This is a genomic window from Mesorhizobium sanjuanii, from assembly GCF_002529485.1.
Classification (GTDB): Bacteria; Pseudomonadota; Alphaproteobacteria; order Rhizobiales; family Rhizobiaceae; genus Mesorhizobium; species Mesorhizobium sanjuanii.
On the sequence record NZ_NWQG01000089.1, the window covers coordinates 1 to 22237 of the forward strand.

A 22237-nucleotide genomic window follows, 5' to 3' on the forward strand; every position below is an offset into this window, starting at 1 on the left:
AGAAGCCCGCCGCGAAAAAGGCCGTGGCGCAGAAGCCGGAGGCCAAGGGCAAGGATGGCGGCAAGCGCAGCCTGGTGCCGCAACTGCCCCGCAAGGGCTGACAAGCTCTGGAATCAGAAAAGCCCCGGCAACGGGGCTTTTTTTGTTGGGAGGGGAGGCCGCGTGCGGATCGGGCAAATCATCATTCTGAACGGTGCGCCGCGATCGGGAAAGTCGAGCATTGTCCAGGCGATCCAGGAGACGTTCGATGGCGTCTGGATGAACCTTGGCGTCGATACCGTCGCGCAGATCACGCCGCCCAAGTTTCGTCCGGGCATTGGCCTGCGCCCCGGCGGCGAGCGCCCCGATCTCGAAATGCATGTGCCCAGATTCTATGCCGCGCTCTATGAATCGATTGCCGCCCACAGCCGGTCGGGGTTGAATGTCGTCGCCGATCTCGGTCATCACAATGCCTATTCGAAGCCGCTCAACATCCTGGCCGATTGCGCCGGTCGGCTCGCCGGCCTGCCGGTTCTTTTCGTAGGGATTCGCTGTCCGATCGAGGTGATTCTTGAACGGCGCGCGCGCAGCGCGGCGAACAAGGGCTATGTCACCGGCTCCAGCGACGATCCGGTGCCGCGGCCCGTGCGCCTGTGGCAGGAAGAGGTACACCGGCCGGGCATCTATGACCTGGAGGTCGACACGTCGCTGCTAAGCCCGCAGCAATGCGCCGAGGCGATCAGGCGGCGGCTTGACCACGGCCCACCGGCGAGCGCCTTTAGAAGCTTGGCGCAATCGCAGGTCGGCTGAGCCTGCCTGCGACCGGATCAGTCGCTTAGCGCTGCCCGTATCTTACCGGCGTTTTCAGCCAGGATTTCCGGCTTTTCCATCTGTCCGCTGTGCGGCTTCAACGGGACACCCTCGAAGCGGGGAATGACATGGACATGCAAGTGGTAGACGGTCTGGCCCGATGCCGGCTCGTTGAACTGCATGACGGTGACGCCATCGGCGCCGAAGGATTTTTTTATGGCACGCGCCACTTTCTGGACGACCGCAAAAAGCGGGCCGAGTGTTGTCGGATCGGCGTCGAGCAGGTTTCGCGACGGCGCCTTCGGCACCACCAGCGTATGGCCTTGGCCTTGCGGCATCACATCCATGAAGGCGATGACCGTGTCATCTTCGTAAACGCGATGCGACGGGATTTCACCGCGCAGGATTTTGGCGAAAATGTTTTCGGGATCGTAGGTGGCTTCGGCCATGGCGCGCCCTCCAGATGTATGTTCAGTCCCGTGTAGCTAAGCCGCCTTCGCGCGGCAAGGCATCGGGCAAGGTTGATCGGGCTTCAGCCTACTCCTCGAGATCCTTGCGGAACGGGGTGTGCTCTTCGAGATAGTCGCCCATCCGCTCTACCTCGCGGCGCTCGCGCTTGAGATAGTCGGCCACCGCGTTGCGCAGGCCGGGATGGGCGATGTAATGCGCCGAATGCATGGTTACCGGCCTGTAGCCGCGCGCCAGCTTGTGTTCGCCTTGCGCGCCCGCCTCAACGACCTTCAGCTTGCGCTCGATGGCGAAGTCGATCGCCTGATGGTAGCAGACCTCGAAATGCAGGAAGGGGTGGTCCTCGATGCAGCCCCAGTTGCGGCCGTATAGCGCGTCCGAGCCGATGAAATTGATGGCGCCGGCAATGTAGCGTCCGTTGCGCCTGGCCATCACCAGCAGGATGTCGTCGGCCATGCGCTCGCCGATCATCGAGAAGAATTCGCGGCTGAGATAGGGCCGGCCCCATTTCCTGCTGCCAGTGTCCATGTAGAACGCAAAAAAATCGTCCCAGACTCTTTCGGTCAAATCCCTGCCGGTCAGCCAGTCGATCGAGATGCCGTGAGCGAGCGCCTCGCGCCGTTCCTTTTTCATCGCCTTGCGCTTGCGCGAAGCCAGCGTGGCGAGAAAATCGTCATAGGTCGAAAAGCCTTCATTGAAGAAGTGGAATTGCTGGTCGGTGCGGTGCAAGAAACCCGCCGCCTCCAGCGTCTCGACGTCTTTCTCTTGGGCGAAGGTGACATGGGCGGAAGACACGCCGAGCTTTTCCGTCACCGCTTTCAGGCCCGCGGCCAACCCGGCCCTCACGGTATCGCTGTCCTCGCCCTTGCGGACCAGCAGGCGAGGGCCAGTAACAGGTGTGAACGGCACGGCGCATTGCAGTTTTGGATAATAGCGTCCGCCGGCGCGTTCGAATGCATCGGACCAGCCGTGGTCGAACACATATTCGCCTTGGCTGTGCGATTTGAGATAGCAGGGCACGGCGCCGAGCAGCCTGCCTTGCGCCGTCTCCAGCCTGAGGTGATGGCCTTGCCAGCCGGTGCGCCGCACGGCACAGCCGGAGTCTTCGAGTGCACTCAGAAAAGCGAACGAAACAAGGGGGTTGTAGCCGTTTTCTGTGTCAGTGCGGGTGGTGCCGCCGAAGCCGTTCCACTCATCGCAAGCGAAGGCGCCGATGCCGGCGGCAACACGGATCGAATACTGTTCATTCGCCGCTTGCCCGTTGCATTCATCACCCTGATCCATGAGGCTAATTTAAGCGCCAAAGTGGGCCGTGCAAGCCCGCTTCAGGCCACCTTCACGTGATCGGGGTCGAAGCCTTCGAACGTCATCTGGTCGGCATATCTGAAGGTGAGTTCCACCGCGGGCTGGTCGAGCACGGTCCAGGTAATGACAGGCATTTTGAGCTTTTCGCGAACGAAGGAGACGAACCGGTTCGGCAGGTCGCCAGCGGCGTAGGAGGTGAAGGCGAGATCGTGCGCCAACATGGCGAAATGCGCCTCGATCAATTTGACATCCTTGCCATAAGCGGTCAGCCCGCCGGGGATACCGGGCGCATGTTTCGAAAAATCGCGGATCAACCAGTGGTCGAACGACATGATCGCAGCCTTGCCCTCGTAGCGCTTAAGCATCTCGCCGACGCTTGCGACCAGGCCTTCGTCATGGCCAGGAGTGCCTTTGAGTTCGACGACCATGGGCACGCGGCCACCGACCAGATCGAGCGCCTGCTGCAACGTCGGCAGATGGTCCGAAGTGCCGCCGACCCGGAGTGTCGTCAATTCAGCCGCCGTGCGCTGCCAGACGAAGCCGTCCTGGCCGGTCAACCGCTTGAGGTCGTCATCATGGATGATGACGGGAACGCGATCCGACGACAAATGCACATCGCATTCGATCGCATAGCCGCGCTCGGCCGCGGCGGCGAAAGCGGAAAGCGTGTTCTCCCAGCGCGTCTTGTTCATGTCGTGAAAGCCGCGATGGGCAACGGGCCGGGCGGTCAGCCAGGAAAGGTCGGTCATCTGGCTCACTCGACTTCAAAGATCGCTTCGATTTCCACTGCGGCATTAAGCGGCAGGGAAGCGGTGCCGACGGCAGCGCGGGCATGTTTGCCGCGCTCGCCGAGAACGGCGACCAAAAAATCGGACGCGCCGTTGGCCACCAAATGCTGTTCGACATAATCCGGCACTGAAGCAACGAAGACAGTGATCTTCACCAGCCGGCTGATCTTATCGAGGTCGCCGAGGGCAGTCTTGGCCTGCGCCAATATGTTGATCGCGCAATATTTTGCCGCTTCCTTGCCGCTTGCGGTGTCGACATCGCGCCCGAGCAGACCGCTTGCCTGCAGCTTGCCTTCCCTGAGGGGCAACTGCCCGGCGGTGAAGAGCAGATTGCCGGACCTGCAATAGGGCACATAGTTGGCGGCGGGCGCCGCGGCGACCGGAAGCGTCACGCCGAGGTCGCTTAGCCGCTTTTCGATTGTTTCACTCATGGTATTTCCCTATTGCTTGATGTCGCCGCGCGGGCCGGGCCGAAATTGCTATTTTTGCCTCGCTTCCGCCATGACTTTTTTTATGCTGGACCATCTTTCCCTGCGGCCTGCCATTGGCCGCGATGATCGGAGCCCCTCATGCGCGCAACGCGCCTCGCATTCCATGCTGTTCTGCTGCCGGCGCTTTTCGCGGTGGCTCCTGCTTTCGCCGTGCCGGCGCTGCAGGCGCATCGCGCCGTTTATGACATCACCCTGGACAAGGCGTCGGATCGTTCCGGCATCACCGGCATTTCCGGCCGCATGGTCTACGAGTTCAATGGCTCGCCCTGCGAAGGCTACACGGTGAAGTTCCGCATGGTCACCCAGATCGTCACCGGCGACAACACGCGGCTGACCGACCAGCAGACAACGACCTTCGAGGACGCCGAAGGCAAGACCTTTTCGTTCGTGACGAAATCCTTCGTCGACCAGAACCTCGACAAGGAGGTCAAGGGCACTGCGACGAAGGAAACGAAGGGCCTCAAGGTCGATATGGACAAGCCGGAGAAGAACAGCATCGAACTGGCTGCCACCCAATTCCCGACCCAGCATCTGGTCGAACTGATCGGCAAGGCCGAAAAGGGCGAGAACTTCTACGAAACCAATCTGTTCGACGGCTCGGAAGACGCCGACAAGGTGATGGCCACCACCGTCGTGGTCGGCAAGAAAACCGATGCCGACAAGGCCGATCCGGAAGCGCCGGCGCTGGCCAGGCTCGCGACCGACAAATATTGGCCTGTCGACATCGCCTATTTCGACGACACCGACAAGTCGGGCGAGGAAGTGCCGGAATACCGGATCAGCTTCAAGCTGCTCGAGAACGGCATCACGCGCGACATGGTCATGGACTATGGCGAATTCTCGATGACCGGCAAGCTGGTGAACCTGTCGCTGTTCGATCAGTCGAAGCCTTGCCCGACGAAATAGTGCCTCTGCTTAATCACGACGCGGTGCTGTCGCACCCGATGACTTGAACGCGCCGCAATTGCGTTTCACCCTTTTCCCCAGCATCTACCTTGGGGGATCAGGTTGAGCAGAATCGATGTGTTCGTGGCGCCGAAGCCCAGTCCGGCGCTGATCAAGATCATGACGTTCGTCAACCGGATTGTCATGCTGCACGGCATTCCCGGCTTGCGCGACCTGCTGCCGTTCAACCGCCTGGCCGTGTTGCGTGGCGTCGCCAATGTCCGCCACATCGATTTTCCCGACGACGACCGGCGGCGGTTGGAGGCCTGCTGCGGTGCCGGCAAGGCAACATTCATCACACCCAACCATCCGGAATTCTTCACCGACTGGATGATCGACAAGGAGATCGTCTCGCAGGTCAGCCCGCTCGCGGCATCCTGGGCCACGCATGGCGTCGTCAACGGCCTCGGCCGGATCATGCAGAAATTCTGGCTTGCCAACAATCTGATCGCTCAGATTCCCGGCAACAGCGGAGCAGCCAAGGAGCATTCCGTCGCCTGGGCGCTGAAAGGGCATGGCGTACTCCTGCATCCCGAGGGCGGCGTCGGCTGGCATGCCAATGTCGTGGTCCCGTTGCTTCCGGGCGCCATCGAGATGGGGTTCGAAGCGCTCAAGCGCGGTCGCGCAACGGATGGGGATTTCAAGGCGTGGATCGTGCCGGTCGTCTGGAAGCTGGCTTTCACCGGGGATGTCGAGCCGGCGCTGGCGCAGGAATGCGGCTATGTCGAGAAAAGCCTGAAGATCGAACGCCATGCCGCCGATACGCTGGCGGAGCGCGTCCGCCATATCTATGCAACGCTGTTGTCGCGCGATGAGAGCGCCTGCGACATGATGCCTGACGCGCAGGGCTCCTATGCCGCGCGCCAGAAGCGATTGCTGATCGAATTAAGCCGGCGGCTTGGGAAACTCATTCCAGTCGAGTCCGGCGCTCCGGTCGATTCCGGTGCCCCAATCCAATCCGACACCAATGAGATCGCCGAGCTTTTGCGCCGGTCGCGCCGCTGGCTTCGGGAGGGGGCAGGCGATCCTGAAGAGCAGAGGCAGGTGCGGGCGCTTGCCGATACCATCCAGCGTATCCAGCGTGTCGGGCCGTGGGCATGGTCCAGTCCGCGCATCACGCAAGAGGAGATCGCCGAGCATCTGAAGCGCATCCGCAACGATTATTGCAAAGGCACGCTGCGCGACACGATCAACCGCTTCGTGCCGCAGCCGGCCGGGCCGCGTCGCGCCCATATCCGCTCGCCGGAGCCGCTGGGATTACATGCCTGGCAGGGCTCGATCGACGAGGCGCTTGCCGAATTGCACCGCCGCATGCAGGACGCTATCACAACAGTCGTCGGCCAGGTCGAGGCCGACGGTGGTTTCATTTTCTACCCGAATCCCTTCTATCATCCCTGATGCCGCAACTTGGCGTGACGCATCGGCCCGAAAATCGGATTCGATTTTCGGAAAGCACGATGCTTAGATTCAAAGTGTTAGAGCGTATTTTGCGCGTCCAATTGGATGCACGTCGCTCTAACGACCGGGCATGCGGACCGGGTGAGGGAGTGCGACAAGCCTGATGGCGGTCTATGTCGATGCGGCAATCTGGAAGTGGGTCGGCCACCGCTGGTGCCATCTGCTTGCCGACGATATCGACGAGCTGCACCGCTTTGCCGCCCAGCTCGGCATCAAGCGCTCGTCCTATCAGGGACCGCCAAAGACATCGGCGCCGCATTATGACATAACCGGCTTCGAACGCGACCGCGCGGTGCGGCTTGGCGCCATCGAGTGCAGCCGTGAGGAAATCGTCGCGATTTTCCGGCGTGTCCGGGTGCCGAAGGGCAAGATACGCTGATGACCCGGTGCGCCGATCGCCGCACCCTGAGCGGCAGCGCTTGCGTTTACAGCGCTTCCCCTCTATATGCGCGCTCATTCCACACACGGACTTTGGTGTCTGCCCGGGAGAAATCCGGGCTGAAACCTCCGGTGGCATTCGAGGACATCAGTCCAAAAATGCCTGTGTCCGTGGAGGCTAACCGGAAAGGAACTTGAGAATGGCTCTGCCTGATTTCAGCATGCGCCAGCTTTTGGAAGCTGGCATTCACTTCGGCCACCAGACCCACCGCTGGAATCCGAAGATGGCGCCCTACATCTACGGCGCCCGCAACAACATCCACATCATCGACCTGTCGCAGACGGTGCCTTTGCTGCACCAGGCGCTGAAACAGGTATCCGATACCGTCGCCAAGGGCGGCCGCGTTCTGTTCGTCGGCACCAAGCGCCAGGCGTCCGACATCGTCGCCGATGCAGCCCAGCGTTCGGCCCAGTATTATGTCAATTCCCGCTGGCTCGGAGGCATGCTGACCAACTGGAAGACGATCTCGAATTCCATCCAGCGTCTGCGCAAGCTCGACGAGATGCTGGCCGGCGAGGCCCAGGGCCTGACCAAGAAGGAGCGCCTCAACCTCGACCGCGAGCGCGAGAAGCTCGACAAGGCGCTCGGCGGCATCAAGGACATGGGCTCGACGCCGGACCTGATGTTCGTCATCGACACCAACAAGGAAGCGATCGCCATCCTCGAGGCCAAGCGCCTCGGCATTCCGGTCGTGGCCATCATCGATTCCAACTGCGATCCGGACAAGATCGACTTTCCGATCCCCGGCAATGACGACGCGGCTCGCGCTATCCAGCTCTATTGCGACCTGATCGCCAAGGCGGCCATCGACGGCATCGCCCGCCAGCAGGGCGCGCTCGGCGTCGACGTGGGCGCTGCGGTCGAGGCTCCGGTCGAGCCGGCGCTGGATCCGACGCCGGCCGCTGAGGCACCGGCCGAGACGCCGGCCGCCGAGAGCCCAAAAGCGTAACAGCGAAGGCCGGTTTCGGCCTTCATCTTCTCATATTTTGGCGTGTTAAGCGCTGGCGCCTGGCGCATCATCGAAGACCGGTGGTGCGTCGGCGCATTTGAAACAAAGAGGCGACAATGAGCATTTCGGCTGCACAGGTCAAAGAACTCCGCGACTTGACCGGCGCGGGCATGATGGACTGCAAGATGGCGTTGAACGAGACCAACGGCAACATGGAAGAAGCCGTCGACTGGCTGCGCAAGAAGGGCATCTCCAAGGCCGACAAGAAGGCCGGCCGCACCGCTGCAGAAGGCCTGATCGGCGTCGATTCCGGTGTCCGCGAAGCAGCAGTGGTCGAGGTCAATTCCGAGACCGACTTCGTTGCCCGCAACGCCGCCTTCCAGGAGATCGTCGCCAACGTCGCCAAGGTCGCGCTCGCCTATGGCAAGACAGAGGCGGTTGCCGCTGCCAAGTATCCGGGTTCGGACAAGTCGGTCACCGAAATCATCAAGGACGCCGTCGGCACCATCGGCGAGAATTTGGGCTTCCGCCGCTCGGCCAAGCTCACCGTTCCGCACGGCGCCGTCGCGACCTATGTGCATAACGCGGTGGCCGATGGCCTCGGCAAGCTCGGCGTGCTGGTCGCCATCGAGACGACCGGCAACGAGCATGCCGCCAACGCCTTTGCCCGCCAGGTCGCCATGCATGTCGCCGCCACCAACCCGATGGCGCTGACCGCCGAGCAGATCGATCCCGCCGCGGTCGAGCGTGAGAAGGCGATCTTCTCCGACCAGGCGCGCCAGTCCGGCAAGCCGGAAGCGATCATCGAGAAGATGGTCGAGGGCCGCATGCGCAAGTTCTACGAGGAAGTCGTGCTCCTGAAGCAGGCCTTCGTGCTCAATCCCGACATCACCGTCGAGAAGGCGCTGAAGGATGCCGAGAAGGAGATCGGCGCACCGGCCAAGATCACGGCCTATCTGCGCTTCGCGCTCGGCGAAGGCATCGAGAAGGAAGAGACCGATTTCGCGGCGGAAGTCGCGGCAGCGGTCAAGAAATAGCCCGGAAACGGGCTTTTAGAGCTCAGGCAACTCGGCCGGGCGTCCGCGAGGATGTCCGGCCGATCTCTTGTGCGGTGTCAATAAAGGCCCTGAGCTTCGGCGCCATCGCCGAACGCCTGGGGAAATAGAGGAACAGGCCTGGCTCCTCAATCGCCGACTGCGGGAGTACCTGGATAAGCCGGCCGGCTTTTATGTCGGCGCGCACCAGCGGCTCGAACACATAGACCAGCCCCGTTCCCGACAGCGCCAGATCGATAGCGACGAGGGAATCGGTGACGACAGCCGTGCCGCGCGTCTCCACCGCCACGTCCTGGCCGTCTTCCATCAAATCCCAGCGATAGACCGCGCCGGAGCGCACGAGACGGTAGCCGATGCAATTGTGGTCGGCGAGATCGGCCAGGCTGCCCGGACGGCCTCGCCGGCCGATATAGGCAGGCGAAGCGACGATGACCACCTGGAAAGGCGGCGTCAGCCGGATCGCGATCATGTCCTGCGCGATCATCTCGCCAAGCCTGATGCCGGCGTCAAAGCCTTCGCCAACGATATCGACCAGTCCTTCATCGGCAAAGATTTCCACCTTCACATCGGGGTAGCGCTCCGCCATGACCGTTACGACCGGTGTCACGGCCATCGGGACGGCGACATGCGAAACATTCAGTCTGAGCAACCCGGCCGGACGGCCCTTGATGCCACGAATACGCTCCATCCGCTCCGCGATGTCCTGCAGCGCCGGTTCAGCCGTCGCGATGAGCGCCTGACCGGCCTCGGTCAGCGAGACGCTGCGCGTGGTGCGGGCAAAGAGCGGCTGGCCGATCCGCTCCTCCACCAGTCGGACCGCATGGCTGACCGCTGATGGGCTCATGCCGAGCTCGGCGGCCGCCAGCGCAAAGCCGCCGCGCCGGGCCACGGCGACGACGACTGGAAGATGGCTGAGCAGGTCGCGATCCATTCATGAACAATATCGCATAGTCTGTGCAGACAATGCAATCTTCTTGATGTCAGCGCGCTGTTCCACATTGTCGTCGATATCGGCGGCGGGCTGATGGGCAAAGGAGACAGAGACATGAACGCGTTGAAGCACGTGACTTTCGCGGCAGGCCTTACGCTGGCGCCCGTCGATGCCGGCGGCGCAGAACCGTCCGACTGGCTGGCGCTGGCTGACGAGCGCGCCGTCATCCGCATCGCCGACGACATCGATCGCGCCGTCGATGCACAGGACTGGAAGCGGGCTCGCAGCTATTTCGCCGATCGCGTCACCGTCGACTTCAGCAGCCTCTCCGGACAGCCTCCGGCCACGATTGCTGCGGACGACCTTATCGGCACCTGGTCGGCCAACCTCAAGGGCAGCAAGACCAGTCTGCATCTGCGCACCAACCACCAGGTCGTCATCGAGCCCGACGCCGCGACGGTCTCCTCCAATGGCTATGCCTGGAACCGGATGGAAGGCAATGGGGACCCGTTGTGGGAAGTCTGGGGCACTTACGAGCATCGCCTGAAGCGCTCAGGAGACGACTGGAAGGTCGATGGCTTCACGTTCCGCATGACGCACGAGCGTGGCAATCCCTGGGTCAAGACCACCCCCGGCCAATAGGCCGGCATCAATCAAATCCGGGCTGGAAGACACCATGACCATGACCTACTACACGCTCGGCAATGGCGGGCTGCGTGTCACGCGGCTTGCGGCCGGCCTGCTCGGCCGCAGCATGGCGCAGGTCGCCCTGAACTGGACGGCAAACAGGCCAGGCATTGCGTCCGTGATCGTCGGCGCGACCAGACTTGACCAGCTCAAGGACAATCTCGGTGCGCTCGATTTCGACATTCCCGAAGACCTTCGGGCGCGGCTCGATGCGGTGAGCCGACCGGTCACGCCCTTTCCATATTCGTTCTTCGGCCCGGAAATATAAGGCGGACTGACTGGCGGCCAGGCGGTTGGCGACAAGCCGGCAAGCTATCTGCCGGACCTGCTCATGCAGGGCGCTTTTGCCGGCGTGAGTTGACGGTTACTCTCAGTCCAAGATCTCAAGTTTCCGGCTCGGGCGCCGCGTGACATCGCGGCGCCCTTCGTGTATCGGAGCCAGTGTTTCCGGGCGCGGCGCCCGAAGGCGTCACATGCACAATGACGAGGACCAGATGACGGTGAAGCCCCTCTACCGACGTGTCTTGCTGAAAGCATCGGGCGAAGCGTTGATGGGCGAACAGCATTTCGGTATCGACGTATCGGTGGTCGATCGCATCGCCGCCGACATCGCCGAGGCCCGCGCGCTCGGCATCGAGGTCGGCGTCGTCATCGGCGGCGGCAATATCTTTCGCGGCGTGGCGGTTGCGTCCAAGGGTGGCGACCGCGTCACCGGCGACCACATGGGCATGCTAGCCACGGTCATCAATTCGCTGGCGCTGCGCACCTCGCTGAACAAGATCGGCGTCGACGCGGTGGTGCTCTCGGCGATCGCCATGCCCGAGCTTTGCGAGAGTTTTTCCCAGCGCCAGGCAACCGCTTACATGAACCAGGGCAAGGTGGTCATTTTCGCCGGCGGCACCGGCAATCCATTCTTCACCACCGATTCGGCCGCAGCGCTTCGCGCCGCCGAAATCGGCGCCGATGCGCTCTTCAAGGGCACCCAGGTCGACGGCGTCTACTCGGCCGACCCCAAGAAGGACCCGAATGCGACGCGCTTCGAGCGAATCAGCCATGCCGAAGTGATCAAACGCGGGCTTTCGATCATGGATACGGCTGCGATTGCACTTGCGCGCGAAAACAACATCCCGATAATCGTCTATTCGATACACGAGAAGGGCGGCTTTGGGGATATTCTGAGGGGCGGCGGCCGCTGCACGGTCGTCGCGGACAGCTGATCGGGAGCAAGATCCCGAACGATAAGGTCCGCGTGAACAAAAAGCGGATTTTCGAATTGAGACTCAAATGCGGGGTTTCCCTGAAACAGTGAACCCGGGCCAACGGGTCGAGGAGACGATGATGAGTGGCGAATACGATGATCTCAAGCGGCGCATGGATGGGGCGATCGCGGCGTTCAAACACGATCTGGCTTCGCTGCGGACCGGCCGCGCGTCGAGCAATCTGCTCGACGCCATCCAGGTGCAGGCTTATGGCACCACCATGCCGATCAACCAGGTGGCGAATGTGTCGGTGCCCGAGCCACGCATGATTTCGGTTTCGGTCTGGGACAAGTCGATGGTCGGCGCGGTCGACCGCGCCATCCGTGAATCCAATCTCGGCTTCAACCCGATCGTCGACGGCACCAATCTCAGAATTCCGCTGCCCGAACTCAACGAACAGCGCCGCAAGGAGCTGGTCAAGATCTCGCATGGTTATGCCGAGAATGCCCGCGTCGCCGTGCGCCATGTACGCCGCGACGGCATGGACTTTCTCAAGAAGGCGGAAAAAGACGGCGATATCAGCGAGGACGACCAGCGCAAGCGCTCCGATCAGGTTCAGAAGCTTACAGACGAGATGATCAGCACGATCGACCATCTGCTTTCCGATAAGGAAGCTGAAATCATGCAGGTTTAAGGGTAGGCACCCGACCCGAAAGCGAAACTATGACAAGCCCCGCGCATGTCGCGATAATCATGGACGGAAATGGACGCTGGGCCAAGGCACGTGGCATGCCGCGGCTCGCCGGGCATCGGGCCGGCGTCGAGGCGCTGCGCAAGACGGTGCGCGCCGCCCCCGGCCTTGGTATTTCCTTCCTGACCGTCTACGCCTTCTCATCGGAAAACTGGTCGCGGCCAAAGTCCGAAGTCAGCGACCTGATGGGCCTCTTGAAACTCTTCATCCGTCGCGATCTCGCCGAACTGCATCAAAGCGGCGTGCGGGTCAGGATCATTGGCGACAGGGCAGGGCTGCAGTCCGATATCAGGTCCCTGCTTGAAGAGGCCGAAACGCTGACCACGCACAACGAAGCGCTGACCCTGATCATCGCTTTCAACTATGGCGGACGCGACGAGATCGTGCGCACGGCGCGCAAGCTGGCCTCCGCCGTGGCGCGCGGCGAACTCGACAGCGAGGCGATCACGGCCGAGTCCTTTGCCGGCGCTCTCGACACCGAGGGCATCCCGGACCCGGAACTGGTCATACGCACCAGCGGCGAACTCAGGCTGTCGAATTTCCTGCTATGGCAGGCGGCCTATAGCGAACTCGTCTTCCTGCCTTGCTATTGGCCCGATTTCAGCCGCGAGCATCTGGCCGACGCGTTGCGCGATTTCGCCGGACGCGAGCGTCGTTTCGGCGGGCTTGGCGCCCAGGACGTCGCCGTGACGGCCAAGGGATGAGCAACCTCCAGCTTCGTGTCATTTCCTCTCTCGTGCTTGCCGCCGCCACGCTTGGCCTGACCTGGCTCGGCGGACTGCCGTTCCGCTTGCTGTGCGCCGCCATGGCGGCCGTGATCTTCCACGAATGGACGCGGATGTGCCGCCCGGCCGCTGGGCCGGGTCTTGGCTTTCTGCCCGAAGCGCTGCTTGTGGTCTTCGTCGGCGCCTTGGTCGCCGGCCTGCCGGCCTTCTGGCTGCTGCCTCTGGTCGCCGTGCTGGTCGCGGTCGTCGTGGCCGCAGCCTGGGCGCGCAAGACGGGGCAGTGGGAGGCCTCCGGCCTTGCCTATGCGACCGTTTCGGGCCTGTCGCTTGCTCTTTTACGCGACGGCGACCATCCCGGCCTTATCGCCATTCTGTTCCTGTTCGCAGTGGTTTGGGCGACCGACATCTTTGCCTATTTCGTCGGCCGCAGCGTCGGCGGCCCGAAACTGGCGCCCTCGATCTCGCCGGGCAAGACGCAGAGCGGCGCCCTGGGCGGCGCGGTTGGCGGCGTCATTGCCGGGCTGCTGCTGGCGGCCGCGGCCGGAGCCGGCAATCTTGCCCTGCTCGGCGTCGTTGCGCTGGTGCTTTCGATCGTCTCTCAGGCCGGCGACCTCTTCGAATCCTGGGTGAAGCGCCGCCACGGCCGCAAGGATTCGGGCGCGCTGATACCTGGCCATGGCGGCGTCATGGACCGGGTCGACGGGCTTGTCGCGGCCGCTTTTGCCCTATACGTCATCGGCTGGATTTCGGCGAGCGCCGACCATCCGGCACAGGGGCTGTTTCCAGCTTGAACGACATTGTTTCTTGGCGTGGCGCGGAATGCGCCATGGATTCGCCCGGATTGATGTCACAGTCGCGGCGCACCCGCGTACGTGGAAGAATCTGGCTGCGGACGAATTTGAGGGCATGAATTGAACGAGATTCTTCACGCGGTTTTCAGCACGGAGGGCTTTGTCCTCGGCACGCTGGTGCCCTTCCTGTTTGTGCTGACCGTGGTGGTGTTCGTCCACGAAATGGGCCACTACCTCGTCGGCCGCTGGTGCGGCATCGGCGTACAGGCCTTTTCGATCGGCTTCGGCCCGGAACTCTTCGGCTTCAAAGACAGTCACGGCACGCGCTGGAAACTCTGCGCCATACCGCTCGGCGGCTATGTCAAATTCGTCGGCGACATGAACGCCACCTCGAGCCAGCCCAATTCGGAAGAGCTCGAATCGCTGACTGATGCCGAGCGCAAGGTGGCCTTCCACACGCAGCCGATCTGGAAGCGTGCGGTGACGGTTGCGGCCGGCCCGCTGTTCAATTTCCTGCTGACGATCGCCGTCTTTGCGGTGCTGTTTTCCGCCTATGGCCGCTATGTCTCGGAACCGATGGTGGCCGAAGTGACGGCCGATAGCCCGGCGGCAAAGGCTGGAATCCTGCCCGGCGACCGATTCGTCAGCGTTGACGGCAGCAAGGTCGAGACCTTCTCCGATGTCCAGCGTCTGGTTTCGGGTCGCGCCGGCGACACCATCACCTTCGTCATGTTGCGTGACGGCAAGGAGGTGACCGTCACAGCGACGCCGCGGCTGATGGAGCAGGAAGACGCGCTGGGCAACAAGGTCAAGGTGGCCGTGATCGGCGTGGTCAACAACAAGGAACTCGGCCAGCCCCGGCTGATCACCTACAGCCCGGCCGGCGCACTGACCGCCGCGATCGAGGAAACCGGCCACGTCATCCAGCGCACCGGCCAGTTCCTGCAGCGTTTCGTCGTCGGGCGCGAGGATAAATGCCAGCTGGGCGGACCGATCAAGATCGCCGACATGGCCGGTAAGGCGGCCAAGCTGGGTTTTGAGTGGCTCGTGCAGCTTGTCGCGCTGTTGTCGGTCGGGATCGGGATCCTCAACCTTTTGCCGATTCCCCCCCTCGACGGCGGCCATCTGTTGTTCTACGGCGTGGAGGCCGTCATCCGGCGGCCGGTGTCGGAATGGATGATGGAAATGGCCTACAGGAGCGGCCTGCTTCTGGTCCTGGGCTTCATGGCCTTCGTTTTCTGGAACGATCTGTTTGGATGCTGAAATCATGAAGAAATCTGGCTTCGGCACCACCGATGTTGAGACGCCGTTTACCATGCACGGGGGTTGGCGTGACGCGAAAGCCACGCCCCAAGGTTAAGTAATTACAAATTAACCAGAAGCCTTGCGTGTAGGGAAAATCCGGTTAATACGGTAGGAGAAATTACCGCACGTCCGGTTTTCTCGCCGTGGGGACTACGAGAAAAGGTACAAAAGCCCGATGAAGGCAGCATCCAAGTTTCTGAGCGCCGCGTCCGCGGTGGCCTTGTCCGCCGCCCTGGTCGTGCCAGGTGCGCTCGCAGTGCAGTTCGTTGCCACATCGGCCGCCGAGGCCGCTGTTGTTTCGAGAGTTGAAGTCAGCGGCAATCAGCGTGTCGATGCCGACACCATCCGCAACTACGTCTCGATCAAGCCCGGCAAGGCGTTTTCCAGCTCCGACATCGACGATGCCGTGAAGGCGCTGTTCGGCACCGGCCTGTTCTCCGACGTCCAGATCAACCAGGTCGGTTCGGCGCTGGTCATCAAGGTTTCCGAGTATCAGGTCGTCAACCAGGTGCTTTTCCAGGGCAACAAGAAGCTCAAGGACAACGCCCTCGCGATGGCGGTCCAGTTGAAGCCGCGCGGAACGTTCTCGCAGGCGACGCTCGATGCCGACGTCGAGGCGGTCAAGGCCGCCTATAGGCGCATTGGCCGTGACGACGCCGCCGTGACCACTCAGATCATGGATCTCGGCGACAACCGCGTGAACGTGGTCTTCAACATCAACGAAGGCGACCGCACCCAGATCGCGGCGATCAATTTCGTCGGCAACAGCGCCTATTCAAGCCGCCGGTTGTCGGACGTGATCAACACCAAACGCTCGACCTGGCTTTCCTTCGTGTTGCGCGACGACGTCTATGACGAGGATAAGCTGAACGCCGACCAGGAGCTGCTGCGTCGCTTCTACTACAATCACGGCTATGCTGACTTCCAGGTCGTTTCGGCGGTTGGCGAACTCGACAACGCCACCAACAAATACACGGTGACCATCACCGTGCAGGAAGGCGACCGCTACACATTCGGCGACGTCAGCGTCGAGAGCACGATTCCCGAGGTCGACGGCAAGTCCCTCGAATCCGTGGTCGAGACCCACAAGGGCGACGTCTACAACGCCAAGAATGTCGAAGACACAATCATCGCGCTGACCGAGAAGGTCGCCGGCTCGGGCTATGCCTTCGCCCAGGTGACGCCGCGCGGCGACCGCAATTTCGAGAACCACACCATTTCGGTCGTCTATACGATCGACCAAGGCACCAAGGCCTATGTCGAGCGCATCGAGATCCGCGGCAACGATCGGACGCGCGACTACGTCATTCGCCGCGAATTCGACGTGAGCGAGGGCGATGCCTTCAATCAGGTTCTGATCCAGCGCGCGAAGAAACGGCTGGAAGCGCTCGATTATTTTCAGAAAGTCGATGTTTCGACCGTGCCGGGCTCGCAGCCTGACCAGGTCGTGCTCGTGGTCGACGTGGTCGAGAAATCGACCGGCGAGTTCTCGGTCGGCGCCGGTTATTCGACAGGCGGCGACACGGCAGGCCCGTCCGTCGAAGGGTCGATCACCGAGCGCAACTTCCTCGGCCGCGGCCAGTTCATCAAGCTGTCGGCCGGCGGCGGCAAGAATTCGCGCGACTACAGCCTCTCCTTCACCGAGCCGTATTTCCTTGGACGGCGCATCGCCGCCGGTTTCGATATCTACCAGCGGACCAGGGAATATGACGATTATAACAGCGAGACGCTGGGGGGAACGATTCGCTTCGGCCTGCCGATCACCGACAATATCTCGACCCAGCTTGCGTACAATCTCTCGCAGGAGAAGTATGATCTCGACGACGGTTGCAAGGACGACGCGGGAGATTATGATCCTGCCAGCGGATGCAACGTCTCCCAGGCAATCCTGGATGGCATCGCGCAGAGCCCGTGGATCAAGTCATCGGTCAGCCTCGGCCTGGTCTACAACACCATCGACGACATGAAGAACCCGCATGACGGCATCTTTGCCAATGTCAGCACGGAGTTCGCCGGTCTCGGCGGCGACGCCAAATACGTCAAGGTCACGGCGCGCGGCAGCTATTATCAGACGCTGTCGGAGCAACTCGATCTGGTCGGCCTCATTTCGGGCGGCGCTGGTCATGTCCAGGGTTATGGCGGCGGCGACCTGCGCATCTTCGATCAGTTCCAGAGCAGCGACCGGATGATCCGCGGCTTTGCCTATGGCGGCATCGGTCCTGCGGACGCCATTACTGGCGATCATCTCGGCGGCACCACCTATTTCAACGCTTCGGCGGAAGCACAGTTCCCGCTGCCGGTCATTCCGGAGAGTTTCGGCCTTCGCGGCGCTGTATTTGCCGATGCCGCTACGCTCTATGGCAGCAAGATCAACGAAACGGGATTCACACAGGTCTCGACTGACATGGAATGGCGCGCCTCGGTCGGCGTCGGCCTGATGTGGGCGTCGCCCTTCGGCCCGATCCGCATCGACTACGCGATCCCGGTCAAGAAAGAATCGACCGACGACGTGCAGGAATTCAACTTCGGCATATCGACCCGCTTCTGATCCGCGGGGACGGTGCTTCCGGGTCGTTGCGGCCCGGAAGAAAGTGATCCGACACTACAGCGCCAAGCGCGCAAAGGACGCTGTAGCACTTTGTTTTTACGCATGATCCTTCCGAAGACCGGTTCCGGTTTTCGGGGTCGTGCACTAGCTGGATATTGCTTCTGGAATGACCGATCCGGTGTTCTTCGCGCCCTCACGCCGGTATACGGCCGGCGAAGTCGCGAATCTGACCGGCGCGGTGCTTGCCGATTCCAGTCAGTCCCATATATCGATCGCGGCCTTGGCGCCGGCAAACGAGGGTGGCGAGCACGCGCTCGTTTTCGTCGACGGCAGGCGCAACTTCGCGCTGATGCAGTCGCTGAAGGCTGCCGCCGTTCTCTGCCCCACCGAATTCGCCAGCAAGGCGCCGGCGGGCGTTGCGGTTCTGGTTCATCCGCGCCCGCAGCAGGCTTTCGCGATGGTCGGACGCTTGCTTTTCCCGACAGCCGCGACACCGGGGCCGATGACGGGCGAAACCGGCATCTCGCCGCACGCCCATGTCGATGCAACCGCTCATATCGAGGCTGGCGCAGTGATCGAGGCCGGCGCGGTGATCGGGCCGCGGGTCTCGATCGGGAGCGGAACGGTCGTCGCTCCCCATGCCGTCATCGGCTACTCCTGCCAGATCGGCCGCGACGGCTATGTCGGTCCCGGCGCCAGCGTCCAGTATGCATTGATTGGCAACCGCGTCATCATCCACGGTGGCGCCCGCATCGGCCAGGACGGTTTTGGCTTTGTGGCCGGCGCCAAGGGGCCGGAGCGCGTTCCGCAAATCGGCCGCGTCGTCATCCAGGACGACGTCGAGATCGGCTCGAACACCACGGTCGACCGTGGCGCCATGTCCGACACGATCATCGGCCAAGGCACCAAGATCGACAATCTGGTGCAGATCGCTCATAACGTCCGCATCGGCCGCAATTGCATAATAGCCGGACTTTCCGGTATTTCCGGTTCCGTAACGGTGGGCGACAACGTCACCATGGGTGGCGGCGTCGGCCTTGCGGACCACCTGACCATCGGCACAGGAGCCAAGCTTGCTGCAAGAAGTGGGTTCATGAGCAACGTTCCGGCGGGCGAGATCTGGGGGGGCTACCCAGCACAGCCGATGGCGGAAGCCATGCGGGAGATCGCGGCCCTGCGAAGACTGGCAAGGGCGCGGAAATCGGGCGAGGGGGGAAATGGCTGAAATGGACGCGGCGACGACGCTCGAAGCGGTCGACATATTGGGGCTGATGAAGCTCCTGCCGCATCGCTATCCGTTCCTGATGATCGACCGCATCATCGACATCGATGGCGACGAGTCCGCCACCGGCATCAAGAACGTGACCATAAACGAGCCGCATTTCCAAGGGCATTTCCCGGACCAGCCGGTCATGCCCGGCGTGCTGATCGTCGAGGCCATGGCCCAGACGGCCGGCGCCATCTGCATCCGCAGCCTTGCCGCCGAAAAGCCATCGCTGGTCTATTTCCTGACCATCGACAATGCCAAATTCCGCAAGCCGGTCGTTCCCGGCGACCAGTTGAAAATCCATGTCAAGAAAATCAAGAAACGCGGCAACCTGCTCAAATTCGCTTGCGAGGCTCTGGTCGACGGCGTCAAGGCCGCTGAGGCTGAGATCTCGGCGATGATGGTCACCAGCGATTGACGATCGAATGCTTATGAAAATCCAGACAGTCATCCATCCATCTTCGGTCATCGAGGCGGGCGCCAAGATCGGCGAAGGCGTCCGCATCGGCCCCTTCTGTCATGTCAGCGCCGACGCGGTGATCGGCGACCGTGTCGAACTGGTCGGCCACGTCTCGGTGCTGGGCGCCACCACGATCGGCGCCTCGACCAAGGTCTATCCGATGGCGATACTGGGCGGGCCGCCGCAGAACACCAAGCACAAGGGCGGCCGAACCACGCTGGTCATCGGCGAGAACTGCACGATCCGCGAAGGCGTGACCATGCATCTCGGCACCGATTCCAGCCGCGGCGAGACGACAATCGGCGACAACGGCAACTTCCTTGCCTATGCCCATATCGCCCATGACTGCGTCGTCGGCAGGAACGCCACCTTCGCCAATCAGGCAACGCTGGGCGGCCATTGCGAGATCGGCGACAATGTCTATATCGGTGGCCTCACCGCCCTTCATCAATTTGTCCGCGTCGGCGACAACGCCTTTCTGGGCGGCTGCTCGGCAATCGTCGGTGATGTCATCCCCTACGCCATAGCCGTCGGCAACCGCGCCAGCCTTCGCGGCCTCAACATCATCGGTTTGAAACGCGCCGGCCTGCCGCGCTCCGAGATCCATATGCTGCGCAAGGCCTACAGGACGATCTTCGATCGCTCCCGAACCGTCGGCGAGAACATCGAGTTCGCCAAGGCGGAATTCGCTTCCTCGCCGACCGCCATGAAGATCGTCGATTTCATTGCCAGCCGCGGCAAGCGGCATTACGCCGTCCCCTCGCTCAAGGCCGGTGACGATGACGGCGGCGATGACGAAGACTAAGGGCCGATGACGAGGACTGAGGCCTCGCCGTCGGGCCTTGATCTCGCGCCTAGCGCCAGGTTCGGCATCATCGCCGGTGGCGGCAGTCTCCCGGTCGAAGTGGCCGTCGGCCTGACCGGGCAGGGCTATCCGCCGGTCATCATCCAGATCGAGGGTGAGGTCGACCGCAAGTCCGACCTTGAAGGCTACGAGCATGAAAGCCTCGCTCTGGAAGATATCGGTTCGCTGGCTGCGCTGCTGAAGCGGCGACGAATCAGCCATCTTGTCCTCGCCGGCGAGATCAGGCGCCGGCCGAGGCTGACTGACATGCGCCCGAGCCTCGGTTTGCTGGCCGTGGTGCCTTCGGTGGTCATGGCGCTGGCCCGCGGCGACGACGGGCTGCTGAAGATCCTGACGCGGGCTCTGGAAGCGCGCGGCGTCAAGGTTGTTGGCGCTCACGAGGTCGTGCCGGATCTGGTTGCGGCCGAAGGCCCGCTGACCAGGGCAACGCCGCGGAAATCCGACTGGCGCGACATCGAGGCGGCTCGCGCGGCGGCAAAGGCAATCGGCGCGCTTGATATCGGCCAGGCGGCCGTCGCGGTCGGTGGCCGCGCCATTGCGCTTGAAGGCATCGAAGGCACCAGCGGGCTGCTTGAACGGACAAGAGAGCTGCGCGGCCATGGCAGGCTGGCCGGCAAGGCGCGCGGTGTGCTGGTCAAATGCGCCAAGCCGGGCCAGGAGTTACGCGCCGATCTGCCCTCCATCGGCCCGCAGACGATCGAGGCGGCGTATGCCGCCGGCCTTGCCGGCATTGCCATCGAGGCCGGCCGCTCCCTGGTTCTGGAAGGTCCCGTCGTCGTCGCGCGCGCCGACGCACTCGGCCTGTTCGTGATCGGCCTGCCTGCCACGGAGCCGGCGCATGGCGAATGACCGGCCGCTGAAGATCGCCATCGTCGCCGGCGAAGAATCCGGCGACCTGCTCGGCGCCGATCTCGTGCAGGCGCTCAAGCGCGCGACCGGCCGCGAGGTCAAGCTTGTCGGCATTGGCGGACGCCATCTGCAGGCCCTCGGTCTTACGCCGCTGTTCGAGGGCAGCGAGATCGCGCTGATGGGCTTCAGCGCCGTCCTGCGCGACCTGCCGCGCCTGATGCGGCGGATCGGCCAGACCGCCGATGCGGTCGCGGGTGAAAAGCCCGACTGCCTGATCACGATCGACAGTCCGGATTTCTCGCTGCGCGTGGCAAGGAAGGTGCGTGCCGCCGATCCGACGATCCCGATCGTCCACTATGTCTGCCCGAGCGTGTGGGCATGGCGGCCGGGCAGGGCGGTGGCGATGAGACCGTATGTCGACCACATCCTTTGCATCCTGCCTTTCGAGGCGAAGGAACTCGCTCGCCTGGGCGGTCCGCCGGGCACCTATGTCGGTCATCGTCTCACGCATGATCCGGGCGTGCTCGCCGCCGCCAGGGCGCAAGGATTGCCACGCGACCTGTCCGGGGATCGAGTGAAAACGCTGCTTGTGCTGCCCGGTTCGCGCGGCGGCGAGGTGCGGCGGCTGGCCGGCCCGTTCGGCAAGACAATCTCGATCCTGCGCGCGCGGGGGCACCGCTTGCGCGTGCTTTTGCCGACGGTGCCGCACGTCGCCGACCTGGTCAGGGCCGCGGTCGCAAGCTGGGACGAAAAACCGGAGATCATCCTTGATTCCGAACGCAAATGGCAGGCCTTTGGCAAGGCCGATGCGGCGCTGATCGCATCGGGAACGGTGTCGCTGGAACTGGCGCTGTCGGGCGTGCCAATGATCTCGTGCTACCGGCTTGATCCGGTCATGCGGCTGGCTCAGCGCCTGATCACCGTATGGAGTGCTGCCTTGCCCAATCTCATCGTGGACCAGCCGGTGGTGACCGAGCACTACAATGAATATGTGCGGCCGGCCTATCTGGCGCGGCAACTGGAAGCGCTGTTTTCCGACACGGCCTATCGCGCCTGGCAGAAGGACGGTTTTGCCGAGGTGAGCAGACGCATGGCCACTGCCAGGCCGTCCGGCGATATCGCGGCGGATGTCGTTCTCAACCACATCAAATAAAAAAAGCGCCACAAAGGGC

22 protein-coding genes and 2 pseudogenes are annotated in these 22237 nt (G+C 62.7%); 19 read left to right on the forward strand and 5 right to left on the reverse strand.

Annotated features, from left to right (window positions below; all coding sequences use genetic code 11):
• Positions 1-162 precede the first annotated feature (162 nt).
• On the forward strand, positions 163-789 hold the full coding sequence (locus tag CN311_RS15100) for a chloramphenicol phosphotransferase CPT family protein (protein ID WP_245440834.1): 627 nt from the start codon (positions 163-165) through the stop codon (positions 787-789).
• Between the two features lie 17 nt (positions 790-806).
• On the opposite strand, the gene CN311_RS15105 is transcribed toward CN311_RS15100, so the two are convergent.
• The 4 genes from CN311_RS15105 to CN311_RS15120 all read right to left on the reverse strand — a co-directional run bounded on the left by CN311_RS15105 (position 807) and on the right by CN311_RS15120 (position 3781).
• Entirely contained in the window at positions 807-1238 is a 432-nt protein-coding gene (locus CN311_RS15105) for an HIT family protein (protein ID WP_097574593.1), read from the reverse strand.
• Positions 1239-1326: 88 nt separating this feature from the next.
• Complete coding sequence (locus tag CN311_RS15110; protein ID WP_097574594.1) at positions 1327-2541, reverse strand: GNAT family N-acetyltransferase; 1215 nt, start codon at positions 2539-2541, stop codon at positions 1327-1329.
• 41 nt (positions 2542-2582) lie between these two features.
• The gene (locus CN311_RS15115) at positions 2583-3311 is read right to left on the reverse strand and encodes a glycerophosphodiester phosphodiesterase (protein ID WP_097574595.1); all 729 of its coding nucleotides are present in this window, start codon (positions 3309-3311) and stop codon (positions 2583-2585) included.
• Between the two features lie 5 nt (positions 3312-3316).
• Positions 3317-3781 (reverse strand): RidA family protein, encoded by a 465-nt coding sequence (locus CN311_RS15120; RefSeq protein ID WP_097574596.1) that lies wholly within the window; start codon positions 3779-3781, stop codon positions 3317-3319.
• A 138-nt stretch (positions 3782-3919) separates the two neighbouring features.
• On the opposite strand from CN311_RS15120, the gene CN311_RS15125 reads away from it, so the two are divergent.
• From CN311_RS15125 to tsf, 5 genes are all read left to right on the forward strand, one after another.
• Positions 3920-4747, forward strand: a complete 828-nt coding sequence (locus CN311_RS15125; protein WP_097574597.1) for a cell envelope integrity EipB family protein — start codon at positions 3920-3922, stop codon at positions 4745-4747.
• A gap of 102 nt (positions 4748-4849) precedes the next feature.
• A complete protein-coding gene (locus CN311_RS15130; RefSeq protein WP_097574598.1) occupies positions 4850-6184 on the forward strand; it encodes a lysophospholipid acyltransferase family protein in 1335 nt (444 codons plus the stop codon).
• A 163-nt stretch (positions 6185-6347) separates the two neighbouring features.
• Positions 6348-6623: a DUF4031 domain-containing protein gene (locus CN311_RS15135; RefSeq protein WP_097574599.1), complete on the forward strand. Its 276-nt coding sequence runs from the start codon at positions 6348-6350 to the stop codon at positions 6621-6623.
• 199 nt (positions 6624-6822) lie between these two features.
• Positions 6823-7632 carry a 30S ribosomal protein S2 gene (gene rpsB / locus CN311_RS15140; RefSeq protein WP_097574600.1) on the forward strand — a complete coding sequence of 270 codons (810 nt, stop codon included), beginning with the start codon at positions 6823-6825 and terminating at the stop codon, positions 7630-7632.
• Positions 7633-7748: 116 nt separating this feature from the next.
• A complete protein-coding gene (tsf, locus tag CN311_RS15145) occupies positions 7749-8669 on the forward strand; it encodes a translation elongation factor Ts (RefSeq protein WP_097574601.1) in 921 nt (306 codons plus the stop codon).
• Positions 8670-8691: 22 nt separating this feature from the next.
• Here tsf and CN311_RS15150 read toward each other — a convergent pair whose 3' ends face one another.
• Positions 8692-9618, reverse strand: coding sequence for a LysR family transcriptional regulator (locus CN311_RS15150; protein WP_097574602.1), 927 nt, complete (start codon positions 9616-9618; stop codon positions 8692-8694).
• 114 nt (positions 9619-9732) lie between these two features.
• On the opposite strand from CN311_RS15150, the gene CN311_RS15155 reads away from it, so the two are divergent.
• The 13 genes and pseudogenes from CN311_RS15155 (at position 9733) to lpxB (ending at position 22218) form a co-directional block, all read left to right on the forward strand.
• On the forward strand, positions 9733-10260 hold the full coding sequence (locus CN311_RS15155; protein ID WP_097574603.1) for a nuclear transport factor 2 family protein: 528 nt from the start codon (positions 9733-9735) through the stop codon (positions 10258-10260).
• 91 nt (positions 10261-10351) lie between these two features.
• Positions 10352-10666: pseudogene (locus tag CN311_RS15160) on the forward strand (aldo/keto reductase); the annotation flags it as partial.
• A gap of 133 nt (positions 10667-10799) precedes the next feature.
• Positions 10800-11522, forward strand: a complete 723-nt coding sequence (gene pyrH / locus CN311_RS15165) for a UMP kinase (RefSeq protein WP_081609795.1) — start codon at positions 10800-10802, stop codon at positions 11520-11522.
• A gap of 121 nt (positions 11523-11643) precedes the next feature.
• Positions 11644-12198: a ribosome recycling factor gene (gene frr, locus CN311_RS15170; protein ID WP_006334575.1), complete on the forward strand. Its 555-nt coding sequence runs from the start codon at positions 11644-11646 to the stop codon at positions 12196-12198.
• 17 nt (positions 12199-12215) lie between these two features.
• Positions 12216-12959, forward strand: a pseudogene (locus CN311_RS15175) (isoprenyl transferase); the annotation flags it as partial.
• A complete protein-coding gene (locus tag CN311_RS15180; protein WP_097574605.1) occupies positions 12956-13771 on the forward strand; it encodes a phosphatidate cytidylyltransferase in 816 nt (271 codons plus the stop codon). The pseudogene CN311_RS15175 and the gene CN311_RS15180, both read left to right, overlap by 4 nt.
• 120 nt (positions 13772-13891) lie before the next feature.
• A complete protein-coding gene (gene rseP / locus CN311_RS15185; RefSeq protein ID WP_097574606.1) occupies positions 13892-15034 on the forward strand; it encodes an RIP metalloprotease RseP in 1143 nt (380 codons plus the stop codon).
• A 217-nt stretch (positions 15035-15251) separates the two neighbouring features.
• Entirely contained in the window at positions 15252-17624 is a 2373-nt protein-coding gene (gene bamA / locus CN311_RS15190) for an outer membrane protein assembly factor BamA (protein WP_097574607.1), read from the forward strand.
• A gap of 166 nt (positions 17625-17790) precedes the next feature.
• Complete coding sequence (gene lpxD / locus CN311_RS15195) at positions 17791-18849, forward strand: UDP-3-O-(3-hydroxymyristoyl)glucosamine N-acyltransferase (protein WP_097574608.1); 1059 nt, start codon at positions 17791-17793, stop codon at positions 18847-18849.
• Positions 18842-19309, forward strand: coding sequence for a 3-hydroxyacyl-ACP dehydratase FabZ (fabZ, locus tag CN311_RS15200; RefSeq protein WP_097574609.1), 468 nt, complete (start codon positions 18842-18844; stop codon positions 19307-19309). Before lpxD ends, fabZ begins: the two co-directional genes overlap by 8 nt.
• Positions 19310-19322: 13 nt before the next feature.
• Positions 19323-20156 carry an acyl-ACP--UDP-N-acetylglucosamine O-acyltransferase gene (lpxA, locus tag CN311_RS15205; RefSeq protein WP_097574620.1) on the forward strand — a complete coding sequence of 278 codons (834 nt, stop codon included), beginning with the start codon at positions 19323-19325 and terminating at the stop codon, positions 20154-20156.
• Between the two features lie 6 nt (positions 20157-20162).
• Positions 20163-21065, forward strand: coding sequence for an LpxI family protein (locus CN311_RS15210; protein WP_097574610.1), 903 nt, complete (start codon positions 20163-20165; stop codon positions 21063-21065).
• Entirely contained in the window at positions 21055-22218 is a 1164-nt protein-coding gene (gene lpxB, locus CN311_RS15215; protein WP_097574611.1) for a lipid-A-disaccharide synthase, read from the forward strand. Before CN311_RS15210 ends, lpxB begins: the two co-directional genes overlap by 11 nt.
• Positions 22219-22237: the final 19 nt, after the last annotated feature.